At 42.0% G+C, this 26,337-nt stretch carries 26 protein-coding genes; 10 read left to right on the top strand and 16 right to left on the bottom strand.

The window, feature by feature from the left end; translation table 11 throughout:
- Window positions 1–14 precede the first annotated feature (14 nt).
- From PDL71_RS17990 to PDL71_RS17975, 4 genes are all read right to left on the bottom strand, one after another.
- Window positions 15–545: a hypothetical protein gene (locus PDL71_RS17990; protein ID WP_407523792.1), complete on the bottom strand. Its 531-nt coding sequence runs from the start codon at window positions 543–545 to the stop codon at window positions 15–17.
- A complete protein-coding gene (locus tag PDL71_RS17985) occupies window positions 542–1,039 on the bottom strand; it encodes a hypothetical protein (RefSeq protein WP_407523790.1) in 498 nt (165 codons plus the stop codon). The genes PDL71_RS17990 and PDL71_RS17985 overlap by 4 nt, the downstream gene beginning before the upstream one ends.
- A gap of 63 nt (window positions 1,040–1,102) precedes the next feature.
- Window positions 1,103–1,561, bottom strand: coding sequence for a DUF1016 N-terminal domain-containing protein (locus PDL71_RS17980; protein WP_407523788.1), 459 nt, complete (start codon window positions 1,559–1,561; stop codon window positions 1,103–1,105).
- Window positions 1,548–3,191: an N-6 DNA methylase gene (locus PDL71_RS17975; protein WP_407523786.1), complete on the bottom strand. Its 1,644-nt coding sequence runs from the start codon at window positions 3,189–3,191 to the stop codon at window positions 1,548–1,550. Before PDL71_RS17975 ends, PDL71_RS17980 begins: the two co-directional genes overlap by 14 nt.
- A 277-nt stretch (window positions 3,192–3,468) precedes the next feature.
- On the opposite strand from PDL71_RS17975, the gene PDL71_RS17970 reads away from it, so the two are divergent.
- From PDL71_RS17970 to pdxH, 9 genes are all read left to right on the top strand, one after another.
- A complete protein-coding gene (locus tag PDL71_RS17970) occupies window positions 3,469–5,028 on the top strand; it encodes a hypothetical protein (protein WP_407523784.1) in 1,560 nt (519 codons plus the stop codon).
- Between the two features lie 338 nt (window positions 5,029–5,366).
- Window positions 5,367–6,608 carry a DUF1015 domain-containing protein gene (locus tag PDL71_RS17965; protein ID WP_407523782.1) on the top strand — a complete coding sequence of 414 codons (1,242 nt, stop codon included), beginning with the start codon at window positions 5,367–5,369 and terminating at the stop codon, window positions 6,606–6,608.
- Between the two features lie 82 nt (window positions 6,609–6,690).
- Entirely contained in the window at window positions 6,691–7,704 is a 1,014-nt protein-coding gene (locus PDL71_RS17960) for a tetratricopeptide repeat protein (RefSeq protein ID WP_407523780.1), read from the top strand.
- A gap of 118 nt (window positions 7,705–7,822) precedes the next feature.
- Window positions 7,823–9,616, top strand: a complete 1,794-nt coding sequence (locus tag PDL71_RS17955) for an AMP-dependent synthetase/ligase (RefSeq protein ID WP_407523778.1) — start codon at window positions 7,823–7,825, stop codon at window positions 9,614–9,616.
- A gap of 46 nt (window positions 9,617–9,662) precedes the next feature.
- On the top strand, window positions 9,663–9,935 hold the full coding sequence (locus PDL71_RS17950; RefSeq protein WP_407523776.1) for a GIY-YIG nuclease family protein: 273 nt from the start codon (window positions 9,663–9,665) through the stop codon (window positions 9,933–9,935).
- A 617-nt stretch (window positions 9,936–10,552) separates the two neighbouring features.
- Complete coding sequence (gene pyrH, locus PDL71_RS17945) at window positions 10,553–11,269, top strand: UMP kinase (RefSeq protein WP_407523774.1); 717 nt, start codon at window positions 10,553–10,555, stop codon at window positions 11,267–11,269.
- A 153-nt stretch (window positions 11,270–11,422) separates the two neighbouring features.
- A complete protein-coding gene (locus PDL71_RS17940) occupies window positions 11,423–12,712 on the top strand; it encodes a hypothetical protein (RefSeq protein ID WP_407523772.1) in 1,290 nt (429 codons plus the stop codon).
- 5 nt (window positions 12,713–12,717) lie between these two features.
- A complete protein-coding gene (locus PDL71_RS17935; RefSeq protein ID WP_407523770.1) occupies window positions 12,718–13,371 on the top strand; it encodes an alpha/beta fold hydrolase in 654 nt (217 codons plus the stop codon).
- Between the two features lie 113 nt (window positions 13,372–13,484).
- Entirely contained in the window at window positions 13,485–14,126 is a 642-nt protein-coding gene (pdxH, locus tag PDL71_RS17930; RefSeq protein ID WP_407523768.1) for a pyridoxamine 5'-phosphate oxidase, read from the top strand.
- Window positions 14,127–14,195: 69 nt separating this feature from the next.
- On the opposite strand, the gene PDL71_RS17925 is transcribed toward pdxH, so the two are convergent.
- From PDL71_RS17925 to PDL71_RS17905, 5 genes are all read right to left on the bottom strand, one after another.
- Complete coding sequence (locus PDL71_RS17925; RefSeq protein WP_407523766.1) at window positions 14,196–14,303, bottom strand: 30S ribosomal protein THX; 108 nt, start codon at window positions 14,301–14,303, stop codon at window positions 14,196–14,198.
- An 89-nt stretch (window positions 14,304–14,392) separates the two neighbouring features.
- Window positions 14,393–14,662, bottom strand: a complete 270-nt coding sequence (locus PDL71_RS17920; protein ID WP_407523764.1) for an HU family DNA-binding protein — start codon at window positions 14,660–14,662, stop codon at window positions 14,393–14,395.
- 173 nt (window positions 14,663–14,835) lie between these two features.
- Window positions 14,836–15,141, bottom strand: coding sequence for a DUF4286 family protein (locus PDL71_RS17915; RefSeq protein WP_407523762.1), 306 nt, complete (start codon window positions 15,139–15,141; stop codon window positions 14,836–14,838).
- Window positions 15,141–15,911 carry an exodeoxyribonuclease III gene (locus PDL71_RS17910; protein WP_407523760.1) on the bottom strand — a complete coding sequence of 257 codons (771 nt, stop codon included), beginning with the start codon at window positions 15,909–15,911 and terminating at the stop codon, window positions 15,141–15,143. The genes PDL71_RS17915 and PDL71_RS17910 overlap by 1 nt, the downstream gene beginning before the upstream one ends.
- A gap of 45 nt (window positions 15,912–15,956) precedes the next feature.
- Entirely contained in the window at window positions 15,957–16,706 is a 750-nt protein-coding gene (locus PDL71_RS17905; RefSeq protein ID WP_407523758.1) for a hypothetical protein, read from the bottom strand.
- Window positions 16,707–16,711: 5 nt separating this feature from the next.
- On the opposite strand from PDL71_RS17905, the gene PDL71_RS17900 reads away from it, so the two are divergent.
- Window positions 16,712–18,613 (top strand): LTA synthase family protein, encoded by a 1,902-nt coding sequence (locus PDL71_RS17900; protein ID WP_407523756.1) that lies wholly within the window; start codon window positions 16,712–16,714, stop codon window positions 18,611–18,613.
- Between the two features lie 2 nt (window positions 18,614–18,615).
- Here PDL71_RS17900 and nadB read toward each other — a convergent pair whose 3' ends face one another.
- The 7 genes from nadB to PDL71_RS17865 form a co-directional block, all read right to left on the bottom strand.
- A complete protein-coding gene (gene nadB, locus PDL71_RS17895) occupies window positions 18,616–20,217 on the bottom strand; it encodes an L-aspartate oxidase (RefSeq protein ID WP_407523754.1) in 1,602 nt (533 codons plus the stop codon).
- A gap of 6 nt (window positions 20,218–20,223) precedes the next feature.
- Window positions 20,224–21,003 (bottom strand): hypothetical protein, encoded by a 780-nt coding sequence (locus PDL71_RS17890; protein ID WP_407523752.1) that lies wholly within the window; start codon window positions 21,001–21,003, stop codon window positions 20,224–20,226.
- A gap of 68 nt (window positions 21,004–21,071) precedes the next feature.
- A complete protein-coding gene (gene ispG / locus PDL71_RS17885; RefSeq protein ID WP_407523750.1) occupies window positions 21,072–23,090 on the bottom strand; it encodes a (E)-4-hydroxy-3-methylbut-2-enyl-diphosphate synthase in 2,019 nt (672 codons plus the stop codon).
- Between the two features lie 110 nt (window positions 23,091–23,200).
- Window positions 23,201–23,851, bottom strand: coding sequence for a tetratricopeptide repeat protein (locus tag PDL71_RS17880; RefSeq protein ID WP_407523748.1), 651 nt, complete (start codon window positions 23,849–23,851; stop codon window positions 23,201–23,203).
- Window positions 23,841–24,848 (bottom strand): VWA domain-containing protein, encoded by a 1,008-nt coding sequence (locus tag PDL71_RS17875; protein WP_407523746.1) that lies wholly within the window; start codon window positions 24,846–24,848, stop codon window positions 23,841–23,843. The genes PDL71_RS17880 and PDL71_RS17875 overlap by 11 nt, the downstream gene beginning before the upstream one ends.
- Window positions 24,849–24,938: 90 nt before the next feature.
- Window positions 24,939–25,745 (bottom strand): class D beta-lactamase, encoded by an 807-nt coding sequence (gene blaOXA, locus PDL71_RS17870; protein ID WP_407523744.1) that lies wholly within the window; start codon window positions 25,743–25,745, stop codon window positions 24,939–24,941.
- A 48-nt stretch (window positions 25,746–25,793) separates the two neighbouring features.
- Window positions 25,794–26,330 (bottom strand): hypothetical protein, encoded by a 537-nt coding sequence (locus PDL71_RS17865; RefSeq protein ID WP_407523742.1) that lies wholly within the window; start codon window positions 26,328–26,330, stop codon window positions 25,794–25,796.
- Between the last annotated feature and the right edge of the window lie 7 nt (window positions 26,331–26,337).

The following is a 26,337-nucleotide window of genomic DNA, read 5'->3' as shown; positions in this document are numbered from 1 at the left end:
ACTCAAACTTTTTTTTAACTAATTCCCAACTCTGTTTTTACCTTTTCAAATGCTGCTTTAATTGCTTTATCGCCAAACCTTCGTTCTTGCTTTAATCGTTGTGTTTCTTTAAAATAATCTATCAGTCCGTTAAAATGCATTTTAGCCATAAGGTACAAAGTGCCGTTAATTTTCACCTCCATATTTTGTGCTACTTTTCGTGCTTCTCTTTCATCAATAATACAATTGATGGTTCCTTCTTCTGCTGCAAGATCCAGTTGTAATTGTTTATACTGGGCTATTGCCTCCCGTTCGCCGGCATCAATCTTATGATTTGTTTTCAAAAGGTCAATAATATCATCACTATAAGTCTGGCATTTTTTAAACCAGATGTTTTCTTCAAAGCAATTAAGTAAAAAACGAAATCGTTCATCAGACTTCTCCTCCAGAAACTCTTTTTCCACTTTTAATGGTATGTAAACATCTTCAAACATAGAACTCAGATGTTTTACAGCATCTATTTTATACAGGGTAATCAAGGCAGAGGTGTCTAGTATCGTAATCATTTACTTTTTGAGGTTAGTGCTCCCAGTAATAATAATCCCAAGCCAATCAGCAAAAAAGCACCAATTGTATCATCATCGTCATTGTCTGCTTTACTTTTCTGCACTTTAGTCTTTGAATTGGATATGATTTTGTTAATTTCCTTAATGATTTTTTCAGGAGAGTCTGTTTTTTGATTGTATTCAATTTCATGGACTCCCTTAATGTTCAAATTGTTCTTTACATCTTTATCATATACCACAATGATGGTTTTTGCCAGTTCAAGAGCATAATTTATTTCCCGTACCACATCACGTGAAAGATTGCGGGTGGCAAAAACAATAAACAAAGAGGCTCGTTGAATACGCTGTTTCGTTGTTTCCTTTAAACCTATTACTCCCACACGGTCAGGTAGACTGATGGATAAACCGTAAAGAGCCCCAAGCGTTTGCATGCGTAAGGCCAGACTTTGTTCAGCTTGTACCTTTGGGTTGTAGGAGATGAATATATTAGTCATTATACGATTTTAAATTAAAAATTAGGAACCCGTAAAATAAAATACTTGCTAACAATTAATACTTTATGAAATCACTTCTTTTATTAATTCTTCTTTCGTCAATTGTGCAGGTGCCACATGCACAATTACACCGGCTTTATTTTCAGCACTTTGTAATTCCGCAACCGCTGGTTGCGTAATTGTGCTTCCTGGTTTTTTTAACTCGTCTTGTGTTTCCGCAACCAGCGGCTGCGTAAATGGGTAATGAGGCCATGTGCCGGCAAAGGTTTGCATGTAAACAAGGTTTCGTTCAGATAAACCTTTCATATCATCAAATTCAGACTTCAGGTCTTTAGCCAATCTGCTGATGATCTTTTTACCCCAGCCTTCTTCTTTTTGCTGTTGCAAAATGGCATTGCCAATTTCCCAGTAAACCTGCAGTAATTCACGGTTTACTGCCAAAGCAGCTTTTTGACGGGCCAGCCTTATTTTTTCTTTCAGCCCTTCAAGGATGTTATAGTAGTCTTTTTCAATGCCAGCCATATCCAATGCTTTTCAGGTTTTCTTTGATCTGTTCTTCCAGTTTTGCCCCTTCTTCAAACTGCTCTTTCAACTGTTGTGTTAAGTGTTTCATTTTTTCTTCAAAGGGTATTCCGTCATCTTCTTCCGCTTCGGTACCCACATAGCGGCCGGGAGAGAGTACATTGTTGTTGGCTTTTACTTCTTCTAATGTAGCGGCTTTGCAAAAGCCTTCGATATCTGTATACCCGGCAGATCCCTCCTGCGTCGGGATGACAGCCTTATTACGCCACTGGTGATATACATCCGCAATCTTTGTTACATCTTCATCACTAAACACTCTCAGTCTGCGGTTCACCATCTGCCCCAGCTTACGGGCATCAATAAAGAGTATTTCGTTTTTGCGTTCCCTGTGTTCGCCATCTTTTCCATCCCTGTTACGGCTAAGGATGAAAATACAGGCAGGGATACCGGTGGTGAGAAAGAGTTTATCAGGCATCTGCACAATACAATCCACCATGCCGTTTTCTATCATGTGGTCTCTCACATTTTTTTCACCGGCATTACCGGTAGTCATAGCACCATTGGCCATTACCACACCGGCAGTGCCTTTACTGCTGAGGTGGTGCCATATGGTTTGAAACCACATGTAGTTGGCGTTGCCATCGGTGGTAAATACTTCCTTGGGTCCAAAGAGGCGTGGGTCCTGGTCTGGCAAATCTTCGGGGTGCCACTTGCTGATGTTGAAGGGCGGGTTCATGAGCAGGAAATCTGCCTTGTCATAGGGGAACTTATCCTGTAATAAAGAATCGCCCAGTTTTACATCAAAGCTCAGGTTGCGTAAAAGCAAATTCATTTTGCACAAACGCAACGTGCCTTCGTAACGTTCCTGTCCGTAAATAGAGATATCACTTTTATCACCACCATGCGCTTTTACGAATTTCAAACTCTGTACAAACATACCGCCGCTGCCACAGGCAAGGTCCATGATCTTACCATGCAAGGGCTCCAGCATTTCCACCAATAAACGCACCACAGAGCCGGGTGTAAAAAACTGCCCGGCACCGCTACCTTCGGCCATAGCAAACTTGCCGATGTAGTATTCATACACACGGCCATACACATCTGCTTCGGGGTTATTGGTCTCAGAAAATTCAGGTTTGGAAAAAAGATTGATAAGTCCGGCAGTTTGCGTGGCCGTTAACTGGCTTTTTACAAAGATGGGTTCCAGCACACCTTTATAATCTTCATTCCGTTCGCCCAGTATTTCATCAATGAGCACAAAGGCTTTATCTACTTTTACTTTGATATCATCCTGCTCTGCATTAATGCGCAGGTACTCCCATGTAGCTTCTTCAGGAAGTTTGTACACGTTCTTTACCTGGTACTCCAGTTCATCTTCAAGTAAGAGGTTTAACTGTTTGCTATCTGTAGTGAAATAGTCTGATTTTTTATCGGCTGCCAGTTGTCGCAGTTCTTCCCTGCGCTCTGCATAACGTTCGCTCAAATGCCGTACAAACAGCAGTGACAATACATAATCCTTGTACTGGTTTTCTGCCACGGCTCCACGGAGTTCATTAGCCGCATCCCATAATTGTTGTTCGAAATCAATATCTGCTTTGAGAGCAGTGTTTTTCTTTGTTGCTTTTGCCATCCTGATAGAGAATTGCGTGAAAATAAGAATGAAACCTGATTATACAAAAGGTGTTATGCACCTGCATGTGTGATTTTTTTTTCTTTTCGCCGCATTTTTTGCGGTGAATAAACCGCTTATTCACCGCAAAGGCCTTACTCCCACTCAAAGCCCACTCAAAGGCCTGTCAAAAGTCACTCAAAGCCCCGTCTATTGCATTTACCCTTAATTCAACCTACATTTAAAACAGGAATCATTCAGAAATCAACCGCACACCTTCACCTTAAAACTTCGCATCATGCCGTTCTTTGATTTTCACCTGCACCCCACGTTAAAGAGTTTGTTTTCAGAACAAACAGCTACCACTCAAAAATTCAGTCCCTGGGAGCGGCTGCGTAAAGAAACCATTCCGCTGGCCCTGCGCTGGTGCAGCGAGTTTGAATACATCATTCAATCGCAATCCAACCTGCGGCAACTGCTCATTAATGATTGCAACCTTGTATGCGTGGCGCTTTATATTCCGGAGCGAAGGTTCCTGGATAACAGCCTTGTACAACAGGGAGCACAAAGCAGTTTAAAAACCTACCTGCAGGAAGCAAAGATTCAGAAAATCATCAACGGCAATCCTTATGCATTATTGATGAATGAAGATTGGCTCACACTTACGGATGCCGCACAGTTTGGAGTCACCGATAAAAAAGTAAAACCCCTCCGTGTTGCTGCTGAATACAAGGAGACCGATACGGATACACTGCATGTGGTGTTTACTGCCGAAGGTTGTCATGTATTTATGGATGAGTTGGGTGTGTATGATAAAGACACCATTATTCAAAACATTGATGACCTGCGCAGCAAACTGTCCTTACTTTCCATCAACCTTACGCATATTGAACAAAGTACGGTGTGCAATCATGCTTTCGGGATGCAGTTTGTAGATCATATTGATTTTGTACCCAGGGGCAACCGCATCAGTGCCGATGGTATTGCCATTACAAAACATTGTTATGACCACAACATCATGGTGGATGTAAAGCATATGAGCCTCGCTGCAAGATTGCATTTGTATGAACTGCGTAACAGCGGGGCACTGGGTACCAACCTGCCACCCATTGTAGCTACCCATGTAGGTTTTACCGGCATCAGTGTTCAACAGATTCCGGATTATATTCTTGATTACAAACGCTACAGCAATGGTCGTTATACCATGTTGCTGCAGGGCAAACCGGTAAAATATTTTACAAGGGAAGCAAGTCCCTGTTTCAATGCCAGCAGTATTAACCTGTATGATGAAGATATCATCGCCATTTTGCAGAGCGGTGGTATGATCGGTATCTCACTGGACAAACGCATCCTGGGTTACCAGCAATACAATCCCCGTGCAGAGTATGACTTCCCGGTAGAAAAAGAATATGTTTCTTATGACGAAGAAACTTTGTTTTTACCACCGCAGCAGGGAGCAGAAATAGGCAATGCATTTTTAAATGAAGATTGTATGGACTGGCAGGAAGTACGTAATGGCGGCACCGTGTACCCGCAGTTGGGTGATTATCACCTGCGGCATTTTATGGCGCATATTGTACATGTGATGGCAGTAGCACGAACGAATAATTATGAGGTGAGTAAAGCTTTGAAGCAACTCTGCATCGGTTCAGATATGGATGGCATGATCAATCCCATGTACTATTGTATGACCTATGATGATATTTACTACCTGCAACAGGCTTTTGAAAACCAGTTTGTTTCTTTTGCAAAAGAAGTAAAAGTGAAACTGCCGGCGGGTTTTGATGTAAAAGCTTTTTCGCAGGATCTGTTTTTCAGGAACGGAAGGGATTTTGTGCTGGGGAGGTTGGGTGGGTGATGAATGACACTTTAAACGGAAAAGCACAAAATAAAAACGTCATTGCGAAGGTTTTTATAGGGCAGGTGGGCAGGCCAAAACCTGTGGCAATCTCCCGCTACGGAGAATGAATTTGTTTACAGATGACTGTTGAACTAAGCTCAGGAGATAGCCACGTCGTCGTTCCTCCTCCCACCCATTGGCAGTAAACTCGCTATGACGTGCAGGGGTGAAGCGATGTGCAGGATCCCATCCTGCTGTAAGAATTTGATCCTAAACCAACTGCCCTCAATCATTCATTTAAATGCGGGGCACTCCCTTAAAATCCGTTTCTTTGCAGCGGTTAGTAAGTAAAAAGTATGGCAATTATAGTTCCCTTTAAAGCCCTGCGTCCGCAGGCACAGTTTGCAAAACAGGTAGCCTCACGTCCTTACGATGTATTGAACAGCACCGAGGCCAAACAGGAAGCACAAGGCAATCCTTATTCTTTTCTGCATATCACCAAATCAGAAATTGATTTGCCCGAAGAAATGGATCATTACGCTGCAGAAGTGTATGAAAAAGCAAAAGAAAATCTCAACGCCTTTATACAAAGGGATGTTTTGTTCCGGGAGAACAAAGCCTGTTACTATATCTACCAACTCATTATGGATGGTCGCAGCCAGACAGGATTGGTATGCGGCAGTGCAGTGAAGGACTATGAAAATGATGTGATCAAAAAACATGAGTTCACCAGGCCTGAAAAAGAGAACGACCGCATCAACCATATCAAAATCACCGGTGCTCAAACGGGCAATGTGTTTTTAGCTTATCGGGATGTGGAGGAAATGAACACGCTCATCAGCAACTGGAAAAAAGAAAAAAGTCCCATCTACGATTTTACTGCCGATGATGGTATTCAACACACCATCTGGATTGTGAATGATGATGCTGCCATCAAAACCATTTCCACCATTTTTAAAAAACAGGTACCTCAAACGTATATTGCTGATGGTCACCACCGTGCTGCTTCGGCTGCCAAAGTAAAAAATGCATTGGGCGATGAAGCTACAGCCGAAAGCATGTACTTTCTAACTACACTATTTCCGGCGAGTGAATTAAAGATCATTGATTACAACCGTGTGGTAAAAGACCTTAACGGTTTAACGGTGACCGGTCTCCTGGAATTACTCAGTGCCGATTTCAACTGCAGCCTTGTGGGCATAGAACCTTTTAAACCGGGCAAGCCTCATGAGTTTGGGATGTATGCAGAAGGTAACTGGTACCGGCTGGAAGCAAAAGAAGGAACCTTTACTACCGACCCCATCGGTGTGCTGGATGTAACCATTTTATCCAATAATATTTTAAGCAAACACCTGAACATTCACGACCAGCGGACTGATAAGCGGATTGATTTTGTAGGCGGCATCCGTGGATTGGGCGAATTGCAAAAACGGGTAGACAGTGGCGATATGCAGGTGGCTTTCAGTCTCTATCCTGTTACCATGGAGCAGTTATTTGCGATTGCTGACAGTGGTAATATCATGCCTCCTAAAAGCACCTGGTTTGAACCCAAACTGCGGGATGGTTTGCTCACCCACCTTATTTATAATGAAGGCTGATGCAGGCAACTCTCTTAAGAAAAATGCAATCTTAAGCGGAACAACCGCATTTCTTTAAGATTGAATTACTTTTGAAACCTATATGAAACAATTACTTTTTGGTATAGCGGCGCTGTTTCTTTCAACTGCAATGATGGCACAGGACCCTGATGCAGCACAACTGCATGAAACAGCAAAGCAATTCATGCGCAGCGGCGATTGGGCCAATGCCATCCTCATCCTCAATAAAGCACTGGCTAAAGAACCCGGCAATTTTTCCATACAGAAAGACCTGGCATTGACTTATTATTATCAACGTGATTTTGCCAAGGCAAGAGAAACGGTAAAGCCATTGGTGGAACGGGAAGATGCAGATGTACAAACCTACCAGATAGCCGGTACTATTTACAAACAGCTGGAAGATGCTAAGGAAGCAGATAAGATGTACCGCAAGGCCATCAAAAAATATCCTAATGCCGGCGCCTTATATGCAGAGTATGGCGAACTGTTATGGTTGCAGAAAGATTTTAACTGCATCAACCAATGGGAAAGCGGTATTAAAAACGATCCCAACTATTCCGGCAACTACTATTTTGCTGCACGTTATTATCACCTCACTACTGATAAAGTATGGGCCCTGGTGTATGGCGAAATATTTGTGAACATGGAAAGCTACTCCAGCCGCACGGCAGAAATGAAAACCCTGCTGCTGGAATCCTACAAAAAGTTTTTCCTCAACGATCCCAAGGCCAAGCCTTCTAAAAATGTGACGGAGTTTACATCTGCTTTTACAGATGTAATGAATCGTAATGCTGCGGTTACCAATAACGGCATTACTACTGAAACACTCATAATGCTGCGTACCCGTTTTATCCTGGACTGGTATAAAGATTACGGCACTAAAATGCCTTTCCGTTTGTTTGAACATCACCGCCAGCTCTTGCAGGAAGGTATGTTTGAAGCTTATAACCAATGGATCTTTGAAGCGGCTAATAACCTGGCTGCTTATGATAACTGGACCAAGCTCAATACAGCCCAGTATAATGAGTTTACCAAGTTTCAGAAATCCAAACTGTTTAAAGTGCCGCTGAACCAGTACTATCAAAAAACGAATTAATAAGTCCGCCCTCAAAAGGGCGGATTTTTTATTGCTTTTCTCCCTAACTTCCTTGCTCAATTGAGTTTGTACAACAATTAGTGGTACAGGCTGTTATCTTAAACCAACTGTCTTTTATATGCACAAAGCTCAACGATTGTTTGACTGTATTGATATACAATTAAGTCAATTTCCCAAAGAAGATATGTTTGCTGCCAAAGAAGAAGGCGGCATCTGGCACAAGTACAGTACCAAAGAAGTAAAGGAAACGGTTGACAAACTGGCTGCCGGTCTTATTCATCTCGGGGTTAGTGGTCATGATATGAGTGTGGAGAAGCGGGATAAGATTGCCATCATTGCCAATAACCGCCCGGAGTGGTTGATGCTGGATTTTGCGGTGCAGAAGATCGGCGCCGTGCTGGTACCCATCTATCCCACTTTAGCAGCACCGGAACTTGAATTTGTGCTCAATGATGCGGCAGTAAAGCTGGTATTTGTAAGTGATAAAGAACTCTATGATAAAGTACAGGGCGTTCGGAGTAAAACACCTACAGTGCAGGCTGTGTTCACCTTTGATTATATTCAGCCATCGCTGCATTGGAAAGATATCCTCAGTAAAGCTACTGCTGAAAACTTTCAGCAATTAGAAGCCGCCGCCGCAAAAGTGGGTTATGAAGACCTGGTGACCATCATTTATACTTCCGGTACAACCGGTACACCCAAAGGTGTGATGCTGAGTCATAAAAATATTCTGAGCAATGTAATTGCCAGCACGGAAGTGTTTACTGATTTCTGTTCCAGTAATGATAAAGCATTAAGTTTTTTACCGCTCAATCATATTTTTGAACGCATGGTGAGTTATATCTACCTCTTTAACGGGGTGAGTATTTACTACGCTGAAAGCTTGGATAAGATTGGTGATAACCTCAAAGAAGTACAACCCGCTGTGTTTACCACGGTGCCACGTTTGCTGGAGAAAGTATATGAACGCATCATGGGCAAAGGACAGGAACTCACCGGTTTAAAACGCAAACTCTTTTTCTGGGCAGTGGATGTAGCATCCAGATATGAAGTGGGAAAGAACCATGGATTTTTATACAACGTGCAATTATCCATTGCCAATAAACTCATCTTTAAAAAATGGCGGGAAGGTTTGGGTGGTAAAGTAAAAGCGATTGTTACAGGCGCTGCTGCCTGCCAGGTGCGATTGCTCCGCATTTTCACGGCAGGTAAAATGGTGATTATGGAAGGATATGGTTTAACAGAAACATCTCCCGTAATAAGTGTGAACCGTTATGGGGAAGCCAACCGCAAATTCGGAACAGTGGGTACAGTGATTAACGGTGTGCAGGTGAAGCTTGCTGAAGATGGAGAAATCTGCTGCAAGGGCGATAATGTGATGATGGGTTATTACAAACGTCCTGATTTAACGGCTGAAGTGATTGATAAGGAAGGTTACTTTCACACAGGTGATATCGGCATGTTTGTAAATGATAAGTTTTTGAAGATCACCGATCGTAAAAAAGAAATCTTCAAAACCAGCGGCGGTAAATACGTGGCACCACAGCCCATTGAAAACAAGATGAAGGAGAGCAAGTTTATTGAGCAGATGATTGTGGTGGGTCCGGAACGCAAGTTTGCCGGTGCTCTTATTGTACCTTCTTTTGAAAACTTAAAAGAGTGGGCCAAACAGAACAATGTAAGTTTTGGAACAGTGCATGATCTCATCCGTCATCCTAAGGTGCTGGAGATGTACAAAAACATTGTGGAAGAGTTTAATGTACAGTTCAATCATGTGGAGCAGGTGAAGAAGTTTGAACTCTGCAGCAATGAGTGGACGGTGGATGGCGGCGAACTGACGCCCACACTCAAACTCAAACGCAAAGTGATTATGGAAAAATACAGGGATGCGATTGAGCGGATTTATGATTGATAACTAAAACAGGAATTGAATTCATAAAGGCGGTTCTGTTTATATTATGACCAATCAGCAGCGTACCGTTTTATATGTGGGTGTAACATCGGATTTACGTAACAGGGTTCTGGAACACAGAACCCATTTTTATAAAGGAAGTTTTACTGATCAGTACAATTGCACGCTTTGTGTTTACTATTGTCATTACAGTACGGTTACAGAAGCAATTGCTTTTGAAAAGCAATTTAAAAAGTGGCGGCGGGAAAAGAAAGATCAGTTGATAAGTTCTATGAACCCGCATTGGGAGGATTTGTGGAAAGAGATTGAAAGCTGGTAGTTGGTTCTTGGTGATTTTTCAATCATCCTACAACAACACGCTCCGTCATTTCGAACGGAGCCATGAGTGGTTTCAGAGAATGAGACTGTTGCGGCGTAGAGAGAAATCTCTGCGTTATCGGATGGGTTGTGTTTCATGAAGCAGGTTGCTTGTTTGCTAACAGTCTTTGGGTGCAAGGATTTCTCCTTGCGTCGAAATGACGGGACTCTGATGGTTTCATGTGTTTCATAAATTGTAACAGGCATTTGTGTATTTGCAGGAAATCCTACAACAACACGCTCCGTCATTTCGAACGGAGCCATGAGTGGTTTCAGAGAATGAGACTGTTGCGACGTAGAGAGAAATCTCTGAAGTATAGTAATGCTTGTGTTTAATCGGAAAGTTTAATTATTTGCCATCAGTCTTTGGGTGCAGGGATTTCTCCTTGCGTCGAAATGACGGGAGGTTGATGGGTTGAAGTGTTTGCTTGTTTGCTAACAGTCTTCGGGTATAGAGATTTCTCCTTACGTCGAAATGACGGGACTCGGTGAATTGTAGTAAGGGCGCATCATCTTTAACCACTTTTTTCTCACTCCCTCAAATCATCTATCTTCGCCGCAGTTCAATAAAACCCTGCTATGCTTCCCAAGTACAAACGTATTCTGCTCAAACTATCCGGTGAATCTTTAATGGGCGATAACAATTTTGGAATGGACTCCAAAGTGATTGCACAATATGCCCAAAGTATTAAAACCATCACTGATTTAGGGGTGCAGGTAGCCGTTGTAATAGGAGGCGGAAATATTTACCGGGGTATGAATGAAGCAGAAACAGGTATTGAACGGGCGCATGGTGATTATATGGGTATGCTGGCCACCGTTATCAATGGTATGGCCCTGCAGGCAGGGTTAGAAAAAGTGGGAGTGTACACCCGTTTGCAAAGCGCCATCAAAATGGAACAGATTGCCGAGCCCTATATCCGCCGCCGTGCTATCCGTCACCTCGAAAAAGGACGTGTGGTGATCTTTGGCGCCGGTACCGGTAACCCTTACTTTACCACTGATACAGCCGGTTCGCTCCGTGCCATTGAAATCAACGCTGATGTAATTTTAAAAGGTACCCGTGTGGACGGCATTTACACAGCCGATCCTGAAAAAGATCCCACGGCCACCAAGTACAATACCATCACCTTCCAGGAATGCCTCAGCAAAAACCTGCGTGTAATGGATATGACGGCCTTTACGCTGTGCATGGAAAATAAACTTCCCATCATTGTGTTTGATATGAACAAACCCAATAATCTTAAACGGGTAGTTACCGGCGAAAAAGTAGGCACCATCGTTACTGCTGAGTAATCTTCACCCCGTAAGCAAGTTCCCGGATTTTTCTTTTATTACTGTAACAGCAGCTCTTGCAGGTAACAGGCGGATGTGTATCTTTGAAAGGTACCCATTGGGCAAAGGGATATTTTTGGAATAAATGCCCGTAACCTGTAACCAAACCTTTGTATGCTCATCAATACTTTTTTCCTGGACATTCAAACCAACCTGGCAGAAATCATTTTCTTTGGAGTGATTGCACTCATCATCGGGTTTGTCATTCACTATCTGTGGAGCATACGGAACGGCGGCATGGAAATGCAGGAAATACAGCAAAAGAAATTTTCTGATGAGGCCCAGCAATGGCGTTTGAAATATTATGAACTCACGGAACAGCGTCAATCTGCCTCAGACACTTTACAACAGGAACTGCTGCAACTGAAAGAACAACTCATCACCCGTCAACACGAGTTGGAAGAATTACAGCAGCTCAATACACAATTACTGCAATCGCCCAAAGAATTCAACAGCAATTCATCAGGCGCTAATGCATCCGGAGTACAGCAAGAACTGGAAGAGGCATTAAGCAAACAACAGGATCTGCTGGATGAAATTGCTGAACTGCAGGAATTGAATGCATACTTAAAACAATCAGCTAAAAACAATGCCGCACAGGCAGCGGCTCCATCACCTGAAAACGAAGGACTCAAAGCCCAACTGGAACGTGCACTTACACGGCAGATTGAAATGCAGGAAGAACTGGAGGAACTGAAAGAACGGAACCGTCAATTGCAGGAGCAACAACATACTACCACTGTTGCCACCGGCGGAGTAAATACACAGGACTACCTGCACCAGTTAAAAATGGCGCAGGAATATTTATCTGAACACAATCAAACCATTGCCAAACTATTACAGCAATCAGAATCCATTGAACAATTACAGGAAAAATACAGACAGGCTGCTGCATTAAATGAAACCCTTAATCAGCAGTTACTTCATACACAAAATCAACTACAGCAGCGGGAGGAAGAGGTAAAACAAATACAGCAACGGATTGAAATGACAGGTTCTATGAAAGAGCAACTGGAACATGCCTATGCTGAGTTCAGGGAGATGCAGGAAAAGCTGATGCGGGTTGAAAATCAATTAGCACGACCTGCCGGACAAATGATGCAGTATGAAGAACTGGAAGAAGCCAACCGTATTATGCACGGTGAGCTGGAACATGCACGCCAAAAACAAAAAGAACTGGCCGAAGAAAATTCAAAACTCAACAGCGAGTTAACAGATGTTGAAACCAAACTGCGGGAGCTGGATTTACAAAAACAACAGGCATTAAAACGCATTGAATTCCTCGAGCATCTCAATCATGACCTGCAGGAAATGAATGAGCAGAATAAGAAGATGGTAGCCCAGATGCGCCGGTTAACGGAAATAGAAGGCATGATGAGCAAAATAACCGGAGAATCAAAATAAGAGTTTTGAAAACAATTTATTTCATCAGCGGGCTGGGAGCCGATGAACGGATCTTTGAGCAATTAACACTTCCTCCCGGCATTTCAGTAGTTTATCTTTCATGGCTGCCGCCACTACCCGGCGAAACAATGGATGCTTATGCCCAACGCATGAGTGCAGGCATTGATACTTCTCAACCTTTTTACCTGGCCGGTCTTTCGTTTGGCGGCATGGTGGCAACAGAAATGCTACGTTATGTACAACCGGAGAAAACAATTCTTATTTCCAGTGCGGCCTGCCGTAATGAGCTACCGACGCTTTATCGTTTTGCAGGAGCGGTGGGGCTGCATCGTTTGTTAACGGTGAAGCTGGCGGCCAATGCTTCGCTTATTGTATCTTATCTTTTTCAATTAAAAACACCTGCCCAGCGTAAGATGGTACAGCAAATGATGCGTACTACAAACCCGCAGCTCTTTCAATGGTCAGTTCATTCAATCGTTAAATGGCAACGGAAAGAAGCACCTGAGAATATCATCCGTATTCACGGCACGGCCGACAGAACCTTGCCTCCGGTTAAGAAAAGGAATTATCAATACCTCGTAAAAAACGGCAGTCATTTTATGATTGCTTCAAAAGCGCAGGAAGTATCTGCACTGCTTGCTCAGATTTTAAATGATTAGCAGCCTTTACCTTGTTTGATTTTAGCTTACTGCTTTTCAGTTGTGGATCATTCCTATAAATTTTATGGTACAAGCCTGTTGCATCCATAGCTTTGCATTTGAAATAAGTATCTATGCAAACCATTTCACATATCCGGAAAGAATATTCGCTCAAGGCATTAAACGAAAAAGATGTTGCTGCACATCCCATTGATCAGTTTTCTCTCTGGTGGGACGAAGCCATGCAATCTGAAATTTTAGAAGTCAATGCAATGACATTGGCCACTACAGATGCAGATGGAATGCCGGAGGCGAGAACAGTACTTGTTAAAGCATTTGATAAAAATGGTTTTGTATTCTTTACCAATTACAACAGTGCCAAGAGTCAACAGCTGGAGGATAATGCAAAATGCTGTCTCCTGTTTTTCTGGAAAGAGTTAGAGCGGCAGGTGCGTATTAACGGAACCGCAACGAAAATATCAACCACAGAAAGTATTGAATACTTTAACAGCAGGCCCGATGGGAGTAAGATTGGTGCATGGGCTTCACCCCAGAGTTTGGTGGTAGCCGGTAAAGCCTGGCTGGAAGAAACCTATGATTACTACAAGGAACGATTTAAGCATGGTGAAATACCTAAACCTCCGCATTGGGGTGGATTTCGGGTACAACCTGCAAAGATTGAGTTCTGGCAGGGGAGGCCCAGCCGTTTGCATGATCGTATTCAGTATACGTTACAGGAGAATGGTGCCTGGAAGATTGAACGTTTGGCACCTTAATCAATACATTCATGAATAGTTGATAATGGATAATAACATTACAGGTATTATCCATTATCAATTACCCGGTTACGCTTTTTTAGGAGCTGCTTTCTTTTTTGTTTTTGCAGGGCGTGATTTACCGAATGAACCTTTTGAAATTTTACCACGCTTTGTTTTTTTATCACCTCTTCCCATAGTTTATTTTTTTATTGAAGTAAAGTTATAGAATGCTGTATAAAAAAACAGGAAACAGCGTTGTTTCCTGTTTTTATTATTTCAGTGGCTTATAATTTTTCAGCCAGTTCTTTACCGGCTTTAAACTTCGCTACTTTTTTTGCTTTGATCTTAATGGTTTCTCCTGTTTTAGGATTACGGCCGGTACGTGCCTGGCGTTTGCTCACACTAAAAGTTCCAAAACCTACAAGGGTTACTTTACCACCACCCTTTAATGTTTTTTGTACGGCTTCAATCATTGAATCGAGTGCAGCATTGGCCTGTGTTTTTGAAATACCTGCATCATCTGCCATCTTGGCTACTAATTCAGCTTTATTCATATTGTGATTTTTTTAGAGGCGACAAATATAGAGGGTTTTGTACTGCAACAAAATTTTTTTAATACACCTGAAAGTTTTGCATTGTGCGCTCAAACCCTTATGCAGCAAGCATTACAGCAAAACAGTTTTCCACAAAACTGCTTGTGTTTTCTTCAAAAATGTGAATAGAAAAATTAAAGTGCCGATTGCATTACGGAACGGAATGCAATAAAACGGTTACCCCATTTGTTCAATCCTTTTTCACGCATGCCGGTTGCATAGGTTTCAATGTAACGGTTATAGTCAGCCTTGCTGTCTGCAACATATTGTGCTGCATAGGTAGGGCCTTCTTCTTCCTCTACTTCCAGTAACCGGAGTAATTGAAACTGAGTGAAGCAACCTGTTTGCACCATTTCAGGCATGTGCTCTTCCTTCATCCATTGAAGCCATGCATCATGTATGCTCCAGTCTAATTTTATGGTAACGTTGTAAACAATCATTATTTCTTTTTTAATTCCAGGTAAACAGGGCAGTGATCGCTGTGTTTTACATCAGGATAAATTTCTGCATCTTTTATGCGGTTGCGCAGCGGTTCGGTTACATTAATATAATCAATGCGCCATCCTTTATTATTCAAACGCACACTGGGGAAACGCTGGCTCCACCAGCTGTAACGGTGTGGTTCAGGATGCACAGTACGAAAAGTATCTACCCAGCCGCTTTCTAAAAACTTAGTCATCCAGGCACGCTCCTCCGGTAAAAAACCACTGGAGTTTTTATTGCCTTTGGGGTCATGGATGTCCATTTCAGTATGGGCAATGTTATAATCGCCTAACAAAATGAGGTTGGGCTTTTTCTTTTTGAGTTGATTAATCCATTTATAAAACTCATCCAGCCATTGGTATTTAAAATCCTGGCGCTCATCGCCACTGGTACCACTGGGGAAATAAGCATTGATGAGACGCAGCTCACCAAAATCCAATTGAATCACTCTGCCTTCATCATCACTTGGTCCGTGACCATTACCGTACTCTACATTGTCAGGTTTTATTTTTGTAAACACCGCTACGCCGCTGTATCCTTTTTTCTGTGCACTGAACCAGTAATCATAATATCCCAGTTCATTAAACGGTTTATGATCCACATCTTCTTTCAATGCTTTTGTTTCCTGCACGCAGATGATATCAGCAGGATTGGTTTTGAGCCAGTCAAGGAATCCTTTTTTAATAGCAGCACGGATGCCGTTTACATTATATGAGATGATACGCATATTGATTTGAATTGGAGGTTAAAGATAGAGAATCAACAAAGAAAACTACCGTTCACGTTTTAATACTATCAGTACCATTGAATCCTGCAGCATTTCGTGCTGTTCATTTTGAAACCAGTTACGCAGTGTGCTTAAAGTCCAGGTAGCTTTTCGGCATTGCGGAAACAAAGCGTTGAGCGTTTTTATATAACGGCCATCAGCACTGATAGCGGTAAATGAAGTATCTATTTGTGCTGCCATTTTAGAAAGAAGTACGGTATCTGTACACAAATCAGTTTCTTCAGTGAAGGATAAGTAATAAAAAGTATAATAGCCTGCTGCTGCAATGATTTTTAAAGCAGCGGCATTGGTAGATTCAAACACCAAACGATCTTTGATTTGATAGGCACTGTCTAACTGCTGCAAAACCTTAAGTGTTTTGGCAATATTTGAAAGACTGAGATTTTTACAATCAAACCAGAAGTATTTTCCGGATGCTGCTTTTTGATTTAAGAAATCTTCCACCCTGATGTTTTGCGATGTTTCCGGCGGATGATATACATCCAGCAGCATCCGCATTGTATCAATATTTACATCCATTTCAAAACCTGCATATGCATCAGCATATTTACTAAATTTGGCAGGATGGTTGGTACGGTGCAACCATAATCCTTTTGCAGGAAAGAAACGGGCGGAAGTAGTTTTTTGATGCCAGTTTTTTTGTACAGCTGTTTCAGCAGAGGCGCAACGCTCTTCTTTACAGGCTGCAAAAAATAAGAGGAAAGTGATACCGCAATATTTGATAAAACAATTCATGTTTGATGGCGCAACAAAGATATGTAAGCAGGGTGGTGTATGTACTGCGGTTCTATTTGTTCCTGCTTTTTCTTTTTACAGCTTATCGAATTCTTCTTTTGGCTGTTTATGCTTCCTCATCTGACGGACTCTTACAAGTTTTATTTACAGGGTTACGATTTGATGCCCGCTGGGCCGGTTTGCTCCTGCTGCCCGTTCTGTTATTTTACCTGCTTGAAAACGTCTTTAAAATAAAAGTGCAACTTGCTGCCCGTTGGTATGCACGCCTCTTATTGCTCCTGCTGCTCTTATTATTTATCTCTGATTTTTATTATTACCAATATGCCGGTTTCAGAATCTCTCCGGTGGTGCTGGAGTTGATCACACCTTTAACTATTGCTGTAAAAATGCTCTGGCAAAGCTACCCGGTGACTTTATTAATCTTTCTACTGATTGTTTTTCTCTGGCTGATGGATCAACTGTTGTTAAAGCGGATATTCAAAGCAACAAATGAATCGGTTCCTTCTTCAAAAACCGTTCTTTTTTTAGTACTGATTTTAATTTTGAACGGAGCTGCTATCTGGGGTACCTTCAAAAAATATCCGCTTACATGGAGTGATGCCTATGCTGATCCTGCAACAGGCGTATTTGCATTGAACCCGGCAGAATCATTTTTTTATGGATGGTTTTATAAAGAGGAAACGCCGGCAGTTCCCACCGGTGAAGAACGCAGATTGTTTGCTGCCACCCTGCAATATGATTCTGCTCGTGCACAGCAATTACAAACCATAAAGCAACAATTCACTACTAAGGAGCAACCTTTGAATGTAGTTATACTGTTAGCAGAGTCGCTGGCTACTTACAAAACATCACTTGCAACACAACAGCCTTTGCAACCCACACCTTTCTTAAAAAAGCTTCGTGACAGTTCTCTTTATTTTTCCAATTGTTTTACACCTCATTTCGGTACGGCAAGAGCTGTGTGGAATTTGTTTACCGGCGTGCCGGATGTGAATTGGAGTAAATTAGCAACGCATCAACCGCCTTCATCCCGTATTCCTGTGCTGCTGAATGAAATGTCTTTTGGCGCATCCTATTATTTGCTGGGTGGTGATGGTACCTGGGCTGATATTAAAGGATTTTTAAAATCGAACATTAAAAATATGGAAGTAGTGGATGCTGCCCAGATGAAAACAAAAGCAGCATCTGTATGGGGAGCTGATGATTATGATTTGTTGCAGCAGGCAGATGAACTGTTCCGAAAAAGCAAGACTCCTTTTTTTGCGGTGATACAAACAGCATCCAATCATGAGCCCTTTACCATTCCTGCAACAGCAGCACAAAATGGTTTTATGACTGTAAACCCAGGAACTGATTCTTTAAAGCAGTTTGGATTTCAATCAGCCAAAGAATTCAATTCCATGCGGTATCTTGACTTTTGTTTGCAGAAGTATTTTGAAAGGGCAGCTACAGCTTCTTATTTCTCCAATACCGTTTTTATCATAGTCGGCGATCATGGCACTATCGGACAAGCTGCTCATAGTATGCAGGAAGATTGGGATACCTATAAATTAAAACTGCTGCATGTGCCTTTGCTTTTTTATAAACCCGGGTTGCAACAAACCTACACTGATACAGCACTTTGCAGTCTGCAGGATATCTTACCAACAGTTTATGGTTGGCATCATACCAACTCTGTAAACGACATAACAGGGATTGATTTGCTTTCAGGTTATTATAAAACAGGACAATTTTTTATGCTGCACGAACTGCACCAGGCAGGATGGATAGCACCTTCCTTGAAATTTCTTACTTCTTATGAAAATGGTGATTTGAAACATGTTCTCACCAACCAAAAAAGCAAAACAGATTCCATCAGTGCTCTTGTGTTAGCGGCGTATAAAATTTATGCTGATAAGAAGCGGTAAGCTTACAACACAATATTCTGCAGCAATTCACTCTTACCCGGGAAATCAGTATTGTAATGAAGACCTCTGCTTTCTTTACGGAAAGCAGCACCTTTTGTAATGAGGTAACCAACTGTAATCATGTTTCGTAACTCCAGCAGTTGGGGTGAAAGTGTAGTGCTGCGGTAGAGTTCTTCCGTTTCTTCCCAAAGTAAATCCAATCGTTTCAAGGCTCTTTGTAAACGAACATTGTTACGAACAATACCTACATAATCACTCATTACCTGCTGCAACTCTTTTAAGCTTTGGGTAATTAAAATCATTTCTCTTGGTTGCGATGTGCCTTTGGCATTCCACTCCGGTAATAAAGCTGAGCTGTTGATGTTGCTCAATACTTCAAGAGCATCTAAATAACTTCTGTGAGCAAACACCATCGCTTCTAACAGTGAGTTACTGGCCAAACGATTGGCACCATGCAAACCTGTACTGGCACATTCGCCTGCGGCATATAAATGTTTGATGGATGTTCTTCCCCATTCATCGGTTTTAATACCACCGCAACTGTAATGTGCTGCCGGAGCTACGGGAATCATATGTTGTGTAACATCAATGCCCAGGCTTTTACATTTTTCATAAATGTTAGGAAAATGATGAATGAAGTTTTCTAACGGAATATGCCTGCAATCCAGCCACACATGCTCTGTACCGTTGATTTTCATTTCACTGTCAATAGCTCTTGCTACAATATCACGGGGCGCTAAATCTTTACGTTCATCATACCGCTCCATAAAGGCTTCACCTTTATGATTGCGGAGAATGCCACCATCACCACGTACCGCTTCTGTAATTAAAAAAGCCTGACCTCTTTGCCCGGGTTGATACAAAGCAGTTGGATGAAACTGGATGAACTCCATGTTTTCAATTCTTCCTTTGGCACGGTACACCATAGCAACTCCATCACCGGTAGCAATGGAAGGATTGGTAGTAGTACGATAGACCTGGCCATTACCGCCGGCAGCTAACAATGTGATTTTCGATTGGATGATTTCAATCTGGTTGGTAAGCAGGTTGAGCGCATACACACCATAACAGGTAATATCCGGAGTTGATTTCGTAACCAGGTAACCCAGGTGATGTTGGGTAATAATATCAACAATAAAATAATGATTGGCAATCTGAATATTGGGCAACTGTTTTACGGTATCCAGTAAAGCCCGCTCCATTTCAGCACCGGTAACATCTTTGTGATGCAGGATGCGGTGTTCACTATGTCCACCTTCTTTACCACGTGCAAAATCACCGTCGGATTGTTTGTCAAACTTGGCACCCCAGTCAATAATTTCATTCACCCGATCAGCCCCTTCTTTTACTACAATCTCTACCACTTCTTCATTGCACAAACCATCACCGGCAATCAAGGTGTCTTCAATATGTTTTTCAAAGCTGTCGTTTTCCAGGTCATTCACTACTGCAATACCACCCTGTGCATATTTGGTGTTGGTTTCATCTGCATTGGTTTTGGTTACCACCAATATTGTTTTATCAGGACAAGCCTTTGCCGTTTTAATCGCAAAGGTTAAGCCTGCAATACCGGAGCCGATCACTAAAAAATCAGTGCGTATCATATCTTATCAGAAGATCACTTTAAACGTAGCTGCTTTAGGATCATCCATCATATCCTGCATGGAGGCAGAAAGGAAGATGGATTTTTTATCATCGCTCAGCTTGGCGTTCTTTCCTTCCAGTTTTTTAGCCGGTCTCGGAAGTTTGATTGTTGTCATTAAAGTAACCTGGTTCAGAAACATAGCTGCACCTTGCGCCTGCTCGCCCATCTCTTCCATTACTTCTTCTTTGCTTTGCTCTATACGTTCAATAGAAGTATCTGTGATGATATAAGGTTTCGGTTTTACAGGAAGACTATTGGTTAAACCACTCATACCACCACCTGCGAGGGGATTGGGCATTTCATTGTTACCTTCTGCAGCCTGTTGTTCCTGTTTCTTGATTTTGTTGAGTGAGTCCACACGTGACCAAACACCAAAGAACTTATTCAGATCCATTGCATTCTTTACAGGAAACGTCATAATCATATCCATCTTGTTAGCCTGCATATCCATCTTCACATTCATTGTGCCGTTATGGAAATAGGCTTTTTCTTCAGCAGTAAAAGTACCTCCTGAAGAATCAATTAAGCTTGCCATTGAAAATGTAGTATCTCTTTTTTCATTCGCAATACTGTCGGGAATCTTTTCACTGCCGCCCATGCTTTTCATCATTTCAAGCATTGCACTCATGTCTATACTTATCTGGTAATGACCTTTTCCTTCTTTACTCAAGTCAATTTCTTCATGCATACTGCAAGAAGACAAGAATAAAAGGGTGGCGGATAGTAAAAATAAAAGTTTTTGCATGGTTTTTAGTTTAATAGTGCAAATATAGAAGCGATGGGTTAGAATAAGGTTGCAGGTGGCGGTTTGTTTCAGGATGGTTCCACCCATGCTTCATTTTCTTTGAGCAGGTTGATGAGTTCCTGTACAGCTACTTCGCTATCGACATTACGTTTTACAATTTCTTTGCCTTTGTATAAAGTGATCTTACCCGGACCGCTGCCCACATAACCAAAATCTGCATCCGCCATTTCGCCGGGACCGTTTACAATACAACCCATAATGGCAATCTTTACTCCTTTGAGATGATTGGTAACAGAACGGATTTTAGCTGTAGTTTCCTGCAGATCAAACAAAGTTCTTCCGCAACTGGGGCAACTGATGTATTCTGTTTTGGAAATACGTGTACGTGTTGCCTGCAGAATACTGAAGGCTGTGTTATTCGTGAACTGATGATTGTCTTTTACTTCGAGGTAGGTTCTGCCACTTACTTTATTATTGGTGAACTGCGCTGCTGAACCGTAGCCAAGGCAAATACCATCGCCCATACCATCCAGCAACAAACCTCCTGTTTCTGTTGCAAAATGAATAAGGTGCTCATCAGGTGTTTGCCATTTACTGTCAGTAATTAATACAACAGGATTCTTGATGTTGCGCTGCATCAGTTCCACAAACATTCTGCGTACACTTTGCAATGCGTTGCTGTTGGTGCTGCTTAAACACAGCACTACTGTTGGATCATTTGCCAGTTGATCAAAATACGTATAATCGTTGAGCGGTGTATCATCATTAAAACAATCCACCATTACAAAATTCAGCAATTCACTTTTGCGCTCAGCTTCAGCAAAACCGCTGTCCATAAAAATGGGGAAATATTTTTCTTCGCCTGATGGAGTACGTTGTGCTTCTTTCCAGGTTTCAGGATACACAATTACTTTCAATGTGCCGGGCAGTTGAAAGCTGAGCAGTTGATTGCCGGTGAAAATATAATCGGCTGCCATATCCCCAATGCTCCATTTATCCGTTACTTCATCATATTTGTAACCCACACTTTCCAGGTGTTGCGGTGTGATGGTTTCAATCTTACTCAAATCTGCAATTACTACGGGCACCTGTTTACCTCCGATATTTGTTACGGCAAACGTTTCTCTGCGTTTGTACTCAAAAGGAGAATATGGAAGCGATGTTACATCGGGCACTTTACCGTTGACTGTGGTCTGTGGTCTGTCAACAGAATAACGTTTCACCAAATCTTTACAAACCGGAATTTCAAACTCAGGATCTTCGGTTAAACTTACACGTACAGTATCACCAATACCATCTTCTAACAGTGTTCCGATACCGATTGCACTTTTAATTCTTCCGTCTTCACCATCACCGGCTTCTGTTACACCTAAATGCAAGGGATAACATTCAGCAAACTCGTTCATCATCTGCTGCACCAGTAAGCGATAAGCTTGTACCATCACCTGCGGGTTACTGCTCTTCATACTTAACACGATGTTATGGTAGCTTTCATCCCTTGCGATACGCAGAAATTCCATAGCGCTTTCTACCATACCAATGGCCGTATCACCATAACGGCTCATGATACGATCACTTAAACTGCCATGATTGGTACCGATACGCATAGCCGTACCATACTCTTTACAGATTTTCACTAACGGCGTAAAACGTTCACGGATGCGGTCAATTTCTTCAGCATACTCCGCATCGGTATATTCAATTTGCTCAAACTTTTTCTTATCAACATAGTTACCCGGGTTTACTCTTACTTTTTCAACAATACGGGCCGCTATTTCCGCTGCATTGGGTGTGAAGTGAATATCAGCTACCAGTGGTGTATGATAACCACGCTTGCGTAATTCATTCTTAATATTGAGTAAATTTTCTGCTTCTTTTTTAGAAGGAGCTGTTATACGAACCAGCTCGGCACCGGCTTCAATACAACGTATGCTTTGCTCTACGGTGGCAATGGTATCCATCGTGTCAGTCGTGGTCATGGTTTGTACACGTATGGGGTTGAAGTTGCCCAACAGTACATCGCCGATTTTTACTTCTTTAGTAGCAAGACGTTTATATTGAGTGAGGGAAGGAGCGTAAAGGAGCATCAATTTGAAATTTGAAAATGGTTATTACCGTTTGTCTGTTGTACGGTACAAATGTAACAAACAAAGGGCAGCAAGGTTGAGTGGGAGGATTCTCAAATTTTCGAATGGTTTTACCAGTCCTTCTCGGGTTGGGAGGGTACACCGGTTTTTTTCTGCATTTTTTCCTGCAGCTGGCGCTCTTTTTCAGTGAGCGATTTCAGGTATTGTTCCGCCTGCTTTTTAGAAAGTTTTGGCGGTGGTGGTTGTTGCTTTTTTTCTTCTTTGGGTTTTTCTTCCTGCTTTTTTTCTTCTTTTTTAGGTTTTTGCTCCGGGTTCTTTTGCCGTTTATTCTGTAAGGCGAGTTGCAGGTTTTTTCGCACTTCAGCATCATCAGGCGTTAAACGTAAAGCTTCTTTATAAGCAGCAATAGCTTCCTCCAGTTTGTTATTTCGGTGATACACCACCCCTTTGTTGTAAAGCGCTTTTGCTTTCAGGTTTGCATCTTCAGCAGCAGTTGCAGCGGCATCATATTGTGTTATTGCTTCGTCGGATTTCTGTTGCTGGTAAAACGTATTTCCAAGATTGTATTGCGCAGCGATGGTCGGTTTTTTACTGATGGATTTGCGGTACTGTTCCTCCGCTTTACCGTAGGAACTGTCCTTATAAAAGCGATTGCCTTTAATGAGTTCTGTGTTTTGTGCATCAATCTGTCTGCAACAAAGCATCAGCAATGCAATCATGCATGTCTTTCCGGTAAGATATCGTAGCTGTTTACGCTTCATTTGCTTTTTTCTTTTTTTCAGAAATGAACGGTTCCATCACTAACAACAGCAATGCCACTGCTAAAAACCAAACAAACAGATGAACATAGTTGAGCGGAACTCCGGCGCCTTCAGCTGATTTTTTTTCCAGCTGATTAATAACAGCTGAAACATCCTTGACCATTGCATCTGTATTCTGGAGATTGCCGTACATACCACCATTGGCCGTGGCCATATTTTTAAGTAACTCTTCGTTCAGTTTACTGATAACGGTTTGTCCTGATTTGTCTTTCTTAAAATCATTCGTGAGCGGATCAGTAATAGGCGAACCCTCTTCAGTACCCAGCCCGATGGTAAGAAGGAGGATACCTTCTTCTTTTAACTGACGGGCACGTTCTGCTGCATTTTCATCATGATCTTCACCATCTGTAATCAATACCACAATTTTATAACGTTTTCCTTCTGTTGGAAAACTCTGGGCTGACAGCAGTAAAGCTTCACTCAATACAGTACCCTGTGTGGGAATATCATCCGGGTTGGCACTTTGCACAAACATTTTTGCAGCACCTTCATCTGCGGTTAAAGGCATGGGCAAATAGGCCTTACCTGCAAACCATACCAAACCTATACGATCATCCGGTAACTCATCAATCAACTTGCTTACAAATTGTTTGGCTTTATCAAGGCGGGAAGGTTTAATGTCATCGGCCAGCATACTCTTGCTTACATCCATGGCAATGATTACATCTCTTCCTTTTCGGTTCACCTGTTCAGTAGCGCCCGGCATACGCAGGTTAGCCGCACCCAGTGCTGTAAAAGCAAGTGCAAAGAACAGAAACCAGAATTTGAGGTTGAATTTTTTTGCCGCATGTTCTGCGGTAAGGAGTTGCACCAGTTGGGCATCACCTAATTTTTGGGCAGACTTTTTTTTCCAGCGCCGGTTGAGCAGAAAAAAGAGTAGCGCCGGAACCAAAAGTACCAGCAATAAAAGATATTCTATGTGGGCGAAGGAAAACAAGTGTTTTGTTTATACTTACAAGATAACAAATAACGTACAGCTACTTGCAAAACTTGCGCCAACCATCAAATAGTACGCTGCTGATGGTCCTTATTTCTTTCCCTTCATAAACTCATAATGCGTTAAAATATCTTTGAGCAGGTTCATGCGGTTGTTGCGCATGTCGTAGTTGGGATCAGTACTTTGCATCAGCAGTACAAAAAAGTAGGGGTGACGGTTTTCTTCAATCCAGCCTACGATCCAGCCGATATTGTTTTTGTTTTCATCAAAGCCCCAGCCTGTTTTATAGCTGAGTTTGTACAGGTTGTTATCTTCAAACAACATTACTTTACGAACGATTTGCTGGGTGCGTTTCTGAAACGGTAATTGATCAAAGTACAATCGCTTTACCAAACCTAATTGCTCATCAGGTGAAATTTTTAATTGGTTGTTGAGCCAGAAACTGTCAATGGGTCCGCTGATATTTTTATTACCATAGGCCAAACTGTCAATCCATTTCTGCATGGTATCTTTTCCGATGCTACGGGCCACTTCCTGGTAATAAGGAACAGCAGAAACTTTAAAGGCCTCTTCCATGGAAAGATCTTTATTCCACTCCGGCATGGTTCTTTGCACACCATCCCATTTAATGATCATCTTTTCATCAAATATTTTTCCTGTTTCAAGACCAATCAATGAGTTAACGATTTTAAAAGTGGAAGCGGGTGTAAAACGCTTGCGGTAGTTAGCAGAGTCGTAGATGGTAAAATGTCCCTGTGCATTATCAAACATCGCAAAGGTTCCTGTGGCCTTATATTTATCAAAAAAGGGTTTGAGGTCATTATCAATGGTAAGGTTATTGATGGAGCAAGAATGAATAAGCAGGGATGAAACAAATATCAATAGCAATTGCCGCATATAGAATTTTTTGCAAAGTTAATTGAGTGATGAATGCAGTACAAAGGATTATTGTTTCTTCAACACTCCTCTTTGTACACTTTTGATCTGATAACTTTCTACAGGCGGTATTTCTTTGGAAGTGCCGCCTGTAGTATTTAAAGGCTTTGAGTTATAGGTAACAAATTCTATATGTAATCCTTCTGCATCTATCCAATAGGCATCAAAAATGGTACTCCCGCCCACTGCAAATACACCGGTAAAACGATTGGCAATCCAGTACGAATCAAGAACGATGGAATTGCGTTCATCCACTACCCAATGACCTTTTGCAGTATCAACAGGAATCAATAAGTATGGACGATTATCAACCCTGGGCGAAGTCGAAGGGTCTTCATCACCATAAATAATCTGCCAGGTGTAACGACCACTATCTGCCGGTTGAATGTTCAGCCGCATGGTAAATGATTGAGGTGACTTGCCGGGAACCGTCCAGGTGAGTGTTCCTTTCCAATTACCGATAAAAGATTGGGGGAAGGATATTTGAGCTGATGTAATTCTTTGCATCAATACAAAGAGCATTATCATCAAAACGGTTCTTTTCATTCTGTTT

Source organism: Lacibacter sp. MH-610 (assembly GCF_045780045.1).
Classification (GTDB): Bacteria; Bacteroidota; Bacteroidia; order Chitinophagales; family Chitinophagaceae; genus Lacibacter.
The sequence above is the reverse complement of the archived record's forward strand: the minus strand, read 5'-3'. Positions and strand labels throughout refer to the sequence as shown.